The organism is Micromonospora chersina (assembly GCF_900091475.1).
GTDB lineage: Bacteria > Actinomycetota > Actinomycetes > Mycobacteriales > Micromonosporaceae > Micromonospora > Micromonospora chersina.
This window is the reverse complement of record NZ_FMIB01000002.1, coordinates 943106-955787: the sequence shown is the minus strand read 5'-3', so window position 1 is coordinate 955787 and position 12682 is coordinate 943106. Positions and strand designations below refer to the sequence as shown.

Here is a 12682-nt window from a genome sequence, read left to right as displayed (position 1 = left end):
CTGGCGATGCCGGTGACGGGGCGGTGCAACTCAGGTTGGTCGATCAGCTGTCCGTTCCCATCGGCTGCTGGCGGTGACCGATGCCCGCAGGCGTCGCAGAGCCTCGGCTCGCACGCCGGCCAGGACCGGCTCGCTGGTCAACTCGGCGGGCCGGACGGACACCTGTCGCGGCATCAGTGCGGTCGCCGCACGGATGCTGTCGATCAGTGCCGGGCCCCACGATCCGCCGACGACGACCTCCTGCGGGTCGGCGAGCGCGATCACGGCGGCGACGACGCCGCTGACGGCCGTGCCGATGGTCTCCTGCGTGGCTGCCGAGCTGGCGAGGAGCCGCCCGGTGTCGATTGCCGTGGATCCGTTGAGGCGCAGCCCCAGCTCTTCGAACAGCTCGATGAACCGGACCGCCCGGCCGCCCGGCCCGGCGGTCACCACATGGGCGATCTCACCGGTCAGGCCGGTGCGCCCGCGCCGGACCTGGCCGTCGTTGACGATCGCGCATCCGAGGCCGTCGCCCAGATAGAGGTAGGCGAAGTCGCGCAGCTGCTCCGCGCCGACACTGTCACGCTCCGCCAGGGCCGCCCAGTTCACGTCGTTGTCGACCACGACCGGTCCCTCGACGTGGGGCGCGAGGACAGCGACCGGGTCCAGCTCGCCGACCAGGAAGGGCGCGTCGGGCAGGTGCACCAGCCGGCCGGTGGCACGGTCCACCGGGTCCACCGCTCCGACGACGGCCAACCGGGCCGGCTGCCCGGCGGCGGCGCCCGCCTCCGCCGCCGCGGCCCGCAACGCCGACGAGACCTGGCGGGGTTGGGCGGGCCGGTCGATCGGGCGGGCCGCCCGGGCCACGGTGTCGGCGTAGACGTCCACGCACTCCGCCGCCACGCCTTCCGGGGCGATGGTGACCGCCAGCGCCACCCCCACCGTCGGCGCGAGCGCATAGTACGAACCGACCCGGCCACGGCCGCGCCCGCCCGGCGTGCGTTCCCCGGTGTCGGCCACCAGCCCGAGTTCGGTCAGCCGGCGCACGCTCTCGCCGGCGGTGGGCTTGGAGATGCCGATCTCGACGGCGAGTTCGGCTCGCGTGAGGCGGCGGTGCCGCATCAGTGCCCGCAGGACGTGCTCGTCGGTCAGCGACCGGACCAGATCCACTGACGGCTTGGCGGATTCCACGGCCGCGATTCTAGTCAGGGACCTTGCCTTGAAGCGAGGACGGCGCCTACAGTTGCGTTTCAAGTAAGTAGGGTTGACTTGAATGGAGCTGCCGTGCCGACGACTGCCGCGCTGCCGCACTGGGAGCAGACACCGGCCGACCTCAGGGCCGCGACCCGCGAGATCAAGAAGGCGCTGCGGGAGCGGATCGCCGCCTCCGGCCGGACGGTCGAGGAGGTCTTCTCGGTCGTCGAGCAGCGGGTCCAGGCCGCGGTCGACGACATCTCCGCGGCCCGCCGCCGGGGCGAGACGGTCTGGCCGGTCATCGACTACGCCGACATCGCCGCCGGCGCCGTCCCGGACGAGCAGGTCGCCCTGCTGCGGCGCCGCGGCTGCCTGGTCGTGCGTGGCCACTTCGACCGTGATCAGGCCCTGGCCTGGGACCGGGACATCGTCGACTACGTCGAGAGCAACCACTTCTTCGAGAACTACCGGGGTCCCGGCGACGACTTCTTCGGCAGCGTCGGCTCCAAGCCCGAGATCTACCCGATCTACTGGTCGCCCGCCCAGATGCAGGCCCGGCAGAGCGAGCGCATGGCCACCGTCCAGGCGTTCCTCAACGGCCAGTGGAAGCACGAGTCCGACGGCGTGCGGTGGTTCGACCCCGACCGCGACTCGCTCTACCCCGACCGCATCCGCCGTCGCCCCGAGGGCGCCGACTCAGCCGGCCTCGGCACCCACCTCGACCCCGGCACACTCGACCTGTGGATGACCCGGGCCTACCAGCAGGCTTTCCGTCACCTGTTCGACGGCAGCGTCGAGCGGTACGACCCGTGGGACGCCGCCCACCGCACCGCCGGGCCGCAGTACCCCGGCTCCACCATGTGCTCGGCCTTCCGCACCTTCCAGGGATGGACCGCCCTCTCCGACATGGACCACGACCAGGGCGTCCTGCACACCGTGCCGATCCCCGAGGCGATGGCCTACCTGATGCTGCGCCCGCTGCTGGACGACGTGCCCGACGACGACATGTGCGGCGTCACCGTCAACCAGGTCTTCCCGGCCGGCCACAAGTGGCACGCCCCGCTCATGGAGGCCCTCGCCGGCATCCCCGACGTCAGGGCCGGCGACTCCGTCTGGTGGCACTGCGACATGATCCACAGCGTGGCCCCCGTCGAGAACCAGAAGGGCTGGGGCAACGTCATGTACATCCCCGCCGCGCCCTGGTGCCCGCGTAACGAGCAGTACGCGGCCAAGGTGCGAGAGGCGTTCCTGACCGGGTCGAGCCCGAGCGACTTCCCGGCCGAGCACTACGAGCGGGACTGGCCCAACCGCTTCCGGGTCGAGGACCTCAACGAGATCGGCCGCCGCGGTCTCGGCCTCGACTGAGTGCGCGCCAATCTGCCAGGGGCTGGACATCGGCAGGGCGATCCGTAGCGGTGCGCCACAAGCCCGTCGCAGCGGTCCGCGGATCGAAAGGCGCTGTTACCGATTGAGCTCGGGATAACCGAACGGTGCATTGTTGCCGCGCTTCGAGGAGCGCAGAGATGGGGTGAGGTCACCTAGTCGGCCGGGACGACGGTGGATTGTTTCTGCTCCGCCGTCACGTTCCAGCGGCGGCCGCCTGCTTGGACGTCGTGCAAGCGGATCTGGCCGAGGTGCCCCGGCAGATGCGGGTCGGCCGCCAGCCCGTCGCCCTCCGGTTTTAGGCCCAGCAGCGTCCGCAGAAGGAGCAGGGGAGCCGCGCTCGCCCAGGCCTGCGGGTCGCAGGCGGTCGGGTAGGGAACGGGCTTCCGCCCGAAGGACCGATCGTAGCCGGAGAACGCCTCGGGAAGGCGGTAGTTGGAGTGCGTCGCGGCCTCCAGCAGCCCCATGGCGATCCGGTTCGCCTCCTGCCGGAAGCCGTAGCGGGCGAGACCCGCGGCGATCAGCGAATTGTCGTGCGGCCACACGGTGCCGGTGTGGTAGCCGATCGGGTTGTAGCCGCCGTCGGCGGCGGACAGCGTACGCACACCCCAGCCCGAGAACATTTCGTCGGACATGAGCTGCCGCGCGACCTGCTCGGCGCGGTCGGCGGGCACGATGCCGCTCCACAGCAGGTGCCCCATGTTCGAGGTCATCGAGTCGATCCGGTTCTTGTCGCCGTCCAGGCCCACCGCGTAGTACCCGCCGCGTTCCGCGATCCAGAAGTCGCGGTTGAACCGCTCCCGCAGCCGGGCTGCCTCGTCCCGCAGTCGGCGGGCCAGGTTCCGGTCCTGCCACGGGCCGTCCGCGAGCTCCGCCGCGCGCAGCTTCGCGTCATAGGTGTAGCCCTGTGTCTCGCAGGTGGCGATCGGCAGCACCGGGATGCTGCCGTCGGCGAACTGGATACCGTCGGGGGAGTCGCGCCAGCACTGGTTGCCCAACCCCTGACTGGACCGGGTCTGGTACTCGACGTACCCGTCGCCGTCGAGATCGCCGTGCCGGTCGATCCAGGCGAGCGCGGCGTCGGCGTTCGGCTGAAGGCGGCGCACCAGCGCGTCGTCGCGGCTCCACCGCCAGTACTCCGAGAGCAGGATCAGCCAGAGTGCCGTGGTGTCCGCGCCTCCGTAGTAGGGCTTGTACGGCTTGAGGCCGAGTCGGGTCAACTCGCCCGAGCGGTACTCGTGGAAGATCTTGCCCGGTTCCCGGTCGGTGAAGTCGTCCGCCGTCGTCGCCTGATGCGCGGCCATCACGATAAGAGCGCCTCGGGCCACGTCCGGGCCGCAGATCATCGTCTGGTAGGCGGTGATCAGCGTGTCACGGCCGAAGACGGTCAGGAACCAGGGCAGGCCGGCGGCGGTCAACACCACCGGCTCACCCGCGATGGTCTTCTCGATGCGCATGGCGACCAGGTCGAGCGCGGACCTCTCGTAGATGCTGGCGAGCATGTCACGGTCAGCGTGCAGGTGCGGTTTACCGGCGGCCCACCTGGTCGCGGCGTCGTCCGGCCCATGGTCGAAGGACTCCCCGAACCCGCGCAGAACCGGGCGGTAGTTCTCCTCGCCGGAGCTCAGTGGCACCCGGATCGCGCAGCTCCACCGCTGCCCCCGTTCCAGGCGCAGGTGCCAGACCAGGCTGTCGCCGTCGACGTGGTCGGCCGGCGGATCGGCCTCGACGCGAACCAGCGCGGCGTAGTCGCCGTTCCGGTAGCTGAACGACAGCCCGGAGCCATCCGGTTCGTGCCGGCGGACGATGTCCGACGCCCGGTCCCGGCCGGTCTCCTTGATCTCGAACAGATCGGCGAAGTCGGTGCCGACCGCGAGGCGCAGCCGCAGCGACACCGGCTCGGCGCCGAAGTAGCGCAGTTCGACCCGTTCGTACATTCCGTCGCCGACGACCCGTTGTCGTCGGATGCCCACCCGGTTCGCCGGTAGGTCGGGCAGCTCGGAGTTGGCCAGGAAGAACGCCGCCGAGTACGCATCGACCGTGCCCGAGGACAGGACCAGCAGTGGCCGGTCGTCGATGGCCAACTCCCAATGGTCCAGGTACCGCGTGTCGTCGTGCACGAGTCCGCCGATCGAGCCTTTCGGCACGTTCCCTGCCGCATCGGAGAACATGAAGGTGCGGCCCTCGAGTACGCCGACCGTGTCGGGTCCCAGCTCGGGTGGCAGATCCCGGCAGGCGCCGCTGGGCACCCGCTGCGGCGCGTCCGTGTCTCGAAAGGGGTCGGCCGGTGTCGGCCGCGGTTCACCCGACCTCACCGGCGCCCCCTGCCGGTCGTGTGGCGCGGACCATCCGCCCTGCCCACAGGCTAGAACCAACGGTCAGGCCGATGAGGCCGGTTCACCGCCAATCGCCTCGGTCGCCGCCCACCAACAGCGCGTGCCGTCACGATTCGCCCCCTACGGCGCTTTCCCACAAGCAGCCTGGGCGGGGTTGGATCCCGCTGAGCCGAGGCTCGAGTCCGCCTCTTCTCCACTCACAGACCCGCAGACTTCCCGGAAACCGGCCGACGAGGAGGGTCAGGAGTGGCCGAGCGGATCGCTGTGGTCACCGGCGCCAACCGGGGTATCGGCAAGGAGGTGGCACGGCAGCTCGCCGAAGGCGGTGACACCGTCATCCTCACCGCACGGGACGCGAACAAGGCCGCAGCCGCCGCAAACGATTTGAGCCGCGCGGGTGGCACCGTCGTGCCACACCTGCTCGACGTCACGGATCCCGGCGCGGCGGCCGCTCTCGCCGCCACCATCCGCGACCGGTACGGCCGGCTGGACGTGCTGGTCAACAACGCGGCGATCTCCTACGACACGTGGGCCGACGCCAGTGACGCCGACCTGGACGCCGTTCGGGAGGCCCTGGAGACCAACCTGTTCGGCGCCTGGGCGGTCACCCAGTCGCTGCTTCCGCTGCTACGCGTCAGCGGCCACGGCCGCATCGTCAACGTCTCCAGCGAGGCCGGTTCCCTGGCCGGCATGGGCGGCGGCACCCCCGCGTACAAGAGCTCCAAGGTGGGGCTGAACGCCCTGACCCGGATGCTCGCCGCGGAGCTGCGCGCCGACGGCGTACTGGTTAACGCGGTCTGTCCCGGCTGGGTGGCCACCGACATGGGCGGCGCCGGCGGTCGGCCGGTGGCCGACGGGGCCGCGGGCGTCGTGTGGGCGGCGGCGCTTCCCGACGACGGACCCACCGGCGGGTTCTTCCGCGACCGCCGCCCGTTGCCCTGGTAGAGCTTTCCGATGCTGGCGTGGGCCGGCAACCGGGTCGACGCGGCGGGCTTCAGACTCCGTCCGGGCCCTGCCGGCGCAGGTCGTCCACCGTGGCCATGGCCTGCCGCAGTTGGCCTAGCCAGTCGTCGGTGTGCCGGCCGACGAGTCTGACGCACCAGGCGAGCGCGTCGGAGCGGGAACGGGCGACGCCCGCGTCGACCAGGGTGTCGAGGATCTGCCGTTCCGGCTGACGGAGTCGGGTCATCACCGGCGCGGCAAGGTGGGAGAACAGTTGCTCGCTGCCGCCGCACCGCAGACCCCAGCTCACCTTGCGCTGGTAGCGGTGCTCGACCTGCCGGGCGACACGGATGCGGTCGTCGCGGGTGTCCTCGCGGAACTGGTGTATCCGCCCTGCCTGGGCGGCGGTGCGGTCGGCGTCGGTGGCGTCCTCGGCCAGTCGGGGCTCGGGCAGGCGCCCCCAGATGATGATCTCGTCGCGGTCGATCACGACCTGCGGGGGTTCGGAGAACCATCCGTCCGGCGTCGCTCCGGTGATCCAGCCGGCGGCGTCGTCGGTGGCGGGTGGATCCTGTCGTGCCCCGTGCGGGGCGGTACGAGGGGACATTCCCGACCTCCTCCAGTCTCGGATTACATGATTACATGATTACGAGGATGGGCGGGATGGTCTTTCGCTCAGCGCGAAACGGCGGTGGGCGGGGCGACGGGCAACGGCGGACACCGCATCTGTCGATGTCCGATCCGGCCTGGCATGGTGGGGGGATGTGCAGGAACATTCGAGTGCTCCACAACTTCGAACCGCCGGCGACCGACGACGAGATCGAGGCCGCCGCCATCCAGTACGTGCGCAAGGTGAGCGGCGCGACCCTGCCCTCCGCCGCCAACGAGGAGGCGTTCGACGAGGCGGTCCGCGTCGTCACGGCGGCCACCCGGACCCTGCTGGACAGCCTCGTGACGAAGGCGCCTCCCCGTGACCGCGAGGTGGAGGCCGCGAAGGCCAAGGCGCGCGCCGCCGAACGGTACGGTCCTCGAGGCTCAACCTCTGCCTGACGGCGCCGAGATCCTGCGTGGCGATCGCGGTGACGGTGGCGGTGGCGGCCATGAACCGGGTCGCCGGGTCGTAGGAGAAGTCGATGTCGTAGTGCTGGACGTCGTATCCGCCGTTGCCCTCGTCCGGGAAGTACGGGTCGCCGACGCTCGCCGCGCCGGCCGAGTAGCGAGGGGCGCCGGGATTGCCAGGTGCCGCACCCGCCGCGTCCGGTACCGCCATCGACCCGATGGTCACAAGGGCTGCCGTGGCCAGCGCGGCACCGCGCAACTGTGGGACTGCCATGTGGATTCTCTCCCTTGGACTGCCGTCGCACCGCTGGTCGTCGATGCGTACGCCCCATCCACCCGCACGTGGACGGGCAGCGTCAAGGTCTCCGGTCAACTGGTCAGGCGGATGAACCTCTCCCAGGGGCCGATGGCGGTCCGGTTGGCGATCAGGGGCAGGGCGCCGGCCTTTTCCGCGGTCACGTACCTGCTGTTGGCGTTGGCCAGCAGGCTGGTCGTGCCGTCGGCGTTGGTGATGACGCGAAACTTCTCCCAGGACCCGACGGCGGTGCGGTTGGCGATCAGGGGTGAGGCGCCGGCGTTCTCGGCGGTGACGTAGCGGCCGTTGACCCGGGCGCGCAACGCCACGAACCCGCCGCCCACGTCGATCTCGTCGAACTGCTGCGGTGGGCCGACCACCGTCTGGCCGGCGATCAGGGCTGAGGCGCCCGCCGTGACGTACCGGAGGTTCACGGTGGCCAGCAGGTTGACGAGGGCCGGCGGCGTGACGACGCGGAACTTCTCCCAGGCGCCGATGGCGGTCCGGTTGGCGATCAGCGGCAGGGCGCCGGCCTTTTCCGCGGTCACGTACCTGTTGTTCGCGTTGGCCAGCAGGCTGGTCGTGCCGTCGGCGTTGGTGATGACGCGGAACTTCTCCCACGACCCGACGGCGGTGCGGTTGGCGATCAGCGGTGCGGCGCCGGCGTTCTCGGCGGTGACGTAGCGGCCGTTGACTCGGGCGCGCAACGCCACGAACCCGCCCCCGGCGTCGATCTGGTCGAACTGCTCCCAGGGGCCGAGGGCGGTCCGGTTGGCGATCAGAGCCGAGGCGCCGGCCGCCTCCGCGGTCACGTACCGGTTGTTCACCGTCGCCAGCCAACTCGTCGCGGGCCCGCCGAGTAGCCGGGCCAGCGACGCGTGGTCGCCCTTGAAGACGTCCAGGTCGGGCGTGGAGAAGTCGGAGCCGGGGATGGGTGCTCCCGCGGCGTGCTGCCAGACGGTGAAGGAGGACCAGCCGGCCGGCAACGGCGGCGGATTCTGGGAGTAGTTCGCGATGAACAGCGGGTTCGCCGCGAAGCTCTGGCTGCTTCCCGTACAGGGGTTCCACCAGTTCGTGTTGGTGTAGATCATGGCCTGCCGGCCGGTGCGTACGGCGATCTCGGTGACGAAGTCCCGGATCCAGGCCACCAGTTGCGCGGGGGTCATGTTGTAGCAGTCGTTCAGACCCCAGTCGGCCCGGGGCCACTCGATGTCCAGCATCGGCGGCAGGCTGCGTCCGTCGGCGACGTAGGGGGCGAAGCCGAGCAGGACATCCGCCTGCTGCTTGCCGCTGCTCAGGTCCGGACGCGCTCGGTGGTACGCCCCCGTGTACAGGCCGTTGGCCCGGGCGCCGGCGTGGTTGGTGGCGTAGTAGGGATCGGGGTTGTTGTGCGGCACCGCGCGGCCGTCCTGCTCGCTGACCCGGATGTAGGCGAACCTCGCGCCGCCCCGGGCGGTCGCCGCCCAGTCGAGCGACGGTCCCTGGAAGTAGGACACGTCGACGCCGGTGATCGCGTATCCACTCGGGGTCGGCAGCGCCTGGGCCGGCGACGCGCCTCCGGCAAGCCCCACGAACCCCACCGCCGCACCCAGCAGCACAGCCAGACCTCTGCGTACCATGGCTCGCCTCCCGACACCAGCCAAGGCGCGACGCCGCGTCCATACGAAGCGTAAGCGCGTCGCGGACGCCCGGGCATGGGCCGCTCGTCCATAGCCGCAGGTGGTGGGGCCGGGTCGGGATGGGACGACGTCAGCCTTCTTCTGGCTCCGGTGCCCCCCAGCCGTCGGGAACGGACAGGCCGGCGAGCCGTCGGGCCAGGACGGCGGCGCCGATCTGTGCGGCCTGCGCACCGAACGCGGAGCGCAGCACCGGGGGTGGGGTCCGCCAGGCGAGGGCCGCGCGCAGGGCGTCGCGTACCGGGTCGAAGAACAACTCGCCCGCGTCCGCCAGCCCGCCGCCGAGAACGATGCGGGCCGGGTCGAGGGTCAGGGTGAGGGTGGCCAGGGCGGTCCCCAGCGCCTGGGTCGCGTCGTTCCAGACGACGGCGGCGACCGGGTCGGTGGCCACCGCATCGGCGATGGCGCGGCTGTCCGAGCCCGGGGTTCCGCCGAGCCGGGCGTAGCGGCGGGCCAGCCCGCCGGCGGAGGCGTAGACCTCCAGGCAGCCCCGCTGCCCGCAGCTGCACGGCTCGCCGCCGGGGTGGACCGGCATGTGGCCGACCTCGCCGGCCGAGCCGGTCGCGCCCGGCACCGGCTCGCCGTGCACCACCACCGCCGCGGCGATGCCGGTGCCCAGCGGCAGCAGCAGGAAGTTGTCCAGCCCGCGGGCCGCCCCGGCCACCGCCTCGGCGACGCCGGCCGCCCGCGCGTCGTGCCCGACCGCCACCGGGAGCCCGAGGTCGTCCCCGACGAGGGCGCGGAGCGGCACGTTGCGGAACCGGAGGTTGGCGGCGTACCGCACCACCCCGTTCGTCTCGTCGACGAGGCCCGGCGTGACCACGCCGATCGCGGCCGGTGTGGCGCCGAGATCGAGCGCGTCGTCGCGCAGTTGGACGCACAGGGAGCGGACCGCCTTGACCGGGTCGTCGTCGGCGCGCGACGGCACGGTCAGCGTGTGCCGGCGCCGGCCGTCCTCGCCGACCACGGCCCCCTTGATGGTCGTTCCGCCGACGTCCACGGCAAGGACGCACTGGTCTTCGGGCTGGGTCACGCGATCACCCGGTCACCACGGCGAGGTCCGCGGTGAAGTCGCGGTCCAGGGGGAACAGCGGTCGCACCACCTTCCGGTACGGCAGTCGCGCGAGGTCCTGGTCGACGCCGCCCGGCGTCAGGGCGAGCAGCCAGTCTCCGGCGGCGTCGAACAGCTCGGGTTCGAGATAGCCGATCTTCACCACGACGAGATCCACCTCATCGAGCTTGACGCCCAGCCGTGCGTAGGACTCCAGCAGGCGGTACTGCATCCGGCGGGAGGTGACGAAGACGCTGAGCCCGCCCACCCGTACGCTGACACACCGCCCGCCGTCGGGATCGTCGGCGACCGCCTCCAGGATCCCGTCGAGCGGCAGCGGCCCCGGGCTCCGGGAGTCGATCCGCCCGCCGACGGTCACCCGGACCGGCGAGCCGAGCGGCTGGTCGGCGACCTGGGCCACGGCCTGCGGGTCGACCAGCGAGGCGAACACGGCACGGCGGGAGCCGTCGCGGATCTCGGGGCGGGCCAGCATCCGTTCCAGGGCGAAGGTGACGTCGTCGGCGCCGCCGGCGCCCGGGTTGTCACCGGAGTCGCTGATGAAGAACGGCCGCCGGGCCGGATCGGCGACCGCGGCCAGGGCGGTGTCGAGGCACTCGTCCATCGAGCCGGTGGGAGCGACGAAGGCGAACTCGTCGCGGGCCGCCCAGAAGTGCCCGCCGAGTTCGCGGGCCGCCTCGGCCGTGGCGGTGGCGTCGGTGCCGGTGACGACGACCGCGCCCCGGCAACGCGGCTGGTCGGCCCAGGCGTACCCGATCCAGATCGCCGCGTCGACGACGCCGTCGCGGGCCTCGATGTCGGGGATCCGCGCGTAGAGGCCCCGGGCCGGCTCCTCGCGGGTGCTGGTCATCTCCCCGGGCAGCAGGATCGGCACGTGGACCAGCGCCTTGTGCGGGCGCTGCTGCCGGCGCAGCGCCTCGACCAGGTTGCGGGCGGCGCGCTCCCGGGTCTCCCACACGTCGACGTGCGGGGCGGTGCGGTAGCAGGTGAGCAGGTCGCAGGCGTCGAAGAGCACCTGGGAGACGTTGCCGTGCAGGTCCATCGCGGCGGAGACGAACGGCTCCGGCCCGAGCACCGACCGGATGGCGGCGACGAGGTGGCCCTCCGCGTCGTCGCTCCCGACGACGGTCATGGCGCCGTGGAAGTCCAGCAGCATGCCGTCCAGAGGGCCGGCCGCGGCCAGCTTCTCCACCAGCTCGGTGGCCCAGGCCTCGTACGTCGCCCGGTCCACCGCCCCGCCGGGCAGGGCCCGGGCGTGCACGAGCGGGATCCACTCGACGTCGGTGGCCCAGGGCTGGGCGGGGGAGAGCCAGTCGTACCGGGCCAGCAGCGCGTCGCCCCGGGTGACCTCGAAGTCGTCGGCGGTGCTCAGGTGCGGCGAGAACGTGCTGGACTCGATGTGGATGCCGCCGATGGCGACGCGGAGGGGACGGGGCACGGGTGTTGCTCCTCAGGAGGGTCGTACGTCGGTCGTCGTGCGCAGCAGGTGCCCGAGGCCGACCAGGGCCGCATCCGGGCCCGCGACGCTGGCTTCGATGGTCAGGGACTGGGTCATGGACGGTAGGCAGCGCTCGTAGAGCATCCCGCGGGTCGCGGCCACGTAGACGTCGAGGCTGGACAGTGCGCCGCCGATGACGACGGCGTCGGGGTTGAGGAAGTTGACAAGGCCGGAGAGGGCGACGCCGAGCAGCCTGCCGGCGTGGCGCACCATGGTCACGACGGTCGGGTCGGCGTCGCTGACCGCCGCCACGATGTGCCGGATCGTGGTCGCCGACGACCCCTGCTCGGCCAACTGGCGGGCCAGGGCGGCGCCGCTGGCGACGGTTTCCAGACAGCCCCGGCTGCCGCAGGAGCACTCCCGCTCGCCGCTGTCGGCCACCCGGACGTGGGTGACGTCGCCGCTGAGGCCGCGCCCGCCCCGGTAGATCTGACCGCCGCTGACCAGGCAGGCGCCGATGCCGGTGCCGGCCTTCACGTAGATCATGTCGCCGAACTCGTTGCGCCGGGTGACGTACTCGCCGATGGCCGCCGCCTTGGCGTCGTTGTCGACGACCACCGGCACCGGGAAGCGCTCGGTGAGGCGGGCCCTCGCGTCGACGCCGCTCCAGCCGGGCATCCGGGCCGGGCCGATCAGCCGTCCACCGGGGAACTCGACCGGACCCGGCAGGGCCACGCCGACCCCGAGCAGCTCCTGGCCGGGCGCGGTCGCCGCGTGGAGCCGGTCGACCGTCGCCGCGACGACCTCGAACACCTCGGTCGGTCCGGCGGCGATGTCGATGGCGACCTCCTCGGTGGCGCGCAGGCCTCCGTCGGGCGCGCACAACCCCACCCGGGCGTGCCGGCCGCCCAGCTCCGCGACGGCGAGGATCCCGTTGGTCTCCCGCAGGCGCAGGATCCGGGGGCGTCGTCCGCCGGTGGACCGGCCCACCCCCTCCTCGAGGATGACGCCCTCCTCCAGCAGCCGGCGCACCACGCTCGTGACGGTCGAGGGGGCGACCTGCAACGCCTCGATGAGGTCGGCGCGCGAGGTGACCGTGCCGCTGGCCAGCAGGCTCAGGGTCTGGTCTCGCAGCGTGGCGGAGATCGAAGGTTCCAAGGGTGCCTCTCCTTGTTCGGGCGGTCCTCCGGCGCCGCCTCAGTGTCGCAGTGCCCGGCGGGGTGCGCCCCGGAGCCCACGCGAAGAGTTTCGGTCGATGCTTCGCCGACTTAGATCGTACCCTGGCCGAAGTAGCCGAATAAAGAGGGTAAC

10 protein-coding genes are annotated in these 12682 nt (G+C 71.9%); 3 read left to right on the top strand and 7 right to left on the bottom strand.

Translation table 11 applies throughout. From position 1 onward, the window contains the following. Nucleotides 1-30: 30 nt before the first annotated feature. Nucleotides 31-1170 carry an ROK family transcriptional regulator gene (locus tag GA0070603_RS04375; RefSeq protein ID WP_091307502.1) on the bottom strand — a complete coding sequence of 380 codons (1140 nt, stop codon included), beginning with the start codon at nucleotides 1168-1170 and terminating at the stop codon, nucleotides 31-33. A gap of 93 nt (nucleotides 1171-1263) precedes the next feature. On the opposite strand from GA0070603_RS04375, the gene GA0070603_RS04370 reads away from it, so the two are divergent. Beyond that, nucleotides 1264-2538: a DUF1479 domain-containing protein gene (locus GA0070603_RS04370; RefSeq protein ID WP_244282389.1), complete on the top strand. Its 1275-nt coding sequence runs from the start codon at nucleotides 1264-1266 to the stop codon at nucleotides 2536-2538. A 173-nt stretch (nucleotides 2539-2711) separates the two neighbouring features. Here the strand turns inward: GA0070603_RS04370 and GA0070603_RS04365 are convergent, their stop codons facing one another. Beyond that, on the bottom strand, nucleotides 2712-4805 hold the full coding sequence (locus GA0070603_RS04365; protein WP_244282388.1) for an amylo-alpha-1,6-glucosidase: 2094 nt from the start codon (nucleotides 4803-4805) through the stop codon (nucleotides 2712-2714). A 333-nt stretch (nucleotides 4806-5138) separates the two neighbouring features. On the opposite strand from GA0070603_RS04365, the gene GA0070603_RS04360 reads away from it, so the two are divergent. Continuing rightward, nucleotides 5139-5837 carry an SDR family NAD(P)-dependent oxidoreductase gene (locus tag GA0070603_RS04360; RefSeq protein WP_091307496.1) on the top strand — a complete coding sequence of 233 codons (699 nt, stop codon included), beginning with the start codon at nucleotides 5139-5141 and terminating at the stop codon, nucleotides 5835-5837. 49 nt (nucleotides 5838-5886) lie between these two features. Here GA0070603_RS04360 and GA0070603_RS04355 read toward each other — a convergent pair whose 3' ends face one another. Next, on the bottom strand, nucleotides 5887-6441 hold the full coding sequence (locus tag GA0070603_RS04355; protein ID WP_091307492.1) for an ATP-binding transcription factor AbmR: 555 nt from the start codon (nucleotides 6439-6441) through the stop codon (nucleotides 5887-5889). Nucleotides 6442-6596: 155 nt separating this feature from the next. Here GA0070603_RS04355 and GA0070603_RS04350 point away from each other — a divergent pair, with 155 nt between their 5' ends. Continuing rightward, entirely contained in the window at nucleotides 6597-6884 is a 288-nt protein-coding gene (locus GA0070603_RS04350; RefSeq protein WP_091307489.1) for a DUF2277 domain-containing protein, read from the top strand. A 378-nt stretch (nucleotides 6885-7262) separates the two neighbouring features. Here the strand turns inward: GA0070603_RS04350 and GA0070603_RS04345 are convergent, their stop codons facing one another. The 4 genes from GA0070603_RS04345 to GA0070603_RS04330 form a co-directional block, all read right to left on the bottom strand. Then, nucleotides 7263-8807 carry a GH25 family lysozyme gene (locus GA0070603_RS04345; protein ID WP_091307486.1) on the bottom strand — a complete coding sequence of 515 codons (1545 nt, stop codon included), beginning with the start codon at nucleotides 8805-8807 and terminating at the stop codon, nucleotides 7263-7265. 130 nt (nucleotides 8808-8937) lie between these two features. Next, on the bottom strand, nucleotides 8938-9897 hold the full coding sequence (locus GA0070603_RS04340; RefSeq protein WP_091307483.1) for an ROK family protein: 960 nt from the start codon (nucleotides 9895-9897) through the stop codon (nucleotides 8938-8940). A gap of 4 nt (nucleotides 9898-9901) precedes the next feature. Continuing rightward, complete coding sequence (locus GA0070603_RS04335; RefSeq protein ID WP_091307480.1) at nucleotides 9902-11371, bottom strand: M81 family metallopeptidase; 1470 nt, start codon at nucleotides 11369-11371, stop codon at nucleotides 9902-9904. Between the two features lie 12 nt (nucleotides 11372-11383). Next, nucleotides 11384-12529, bottom strand: a complete 1146-nt coding sequence (locus GA0070603_RS04330; protein ID WP_091307478.1) for an ROK family transcriptional regulator — start codon at nucleotides 12527-12529, stop codon at nucleotides 11384-11386. Nucleotides 12530-12682 lie beyond the last annotated feature (153 nt).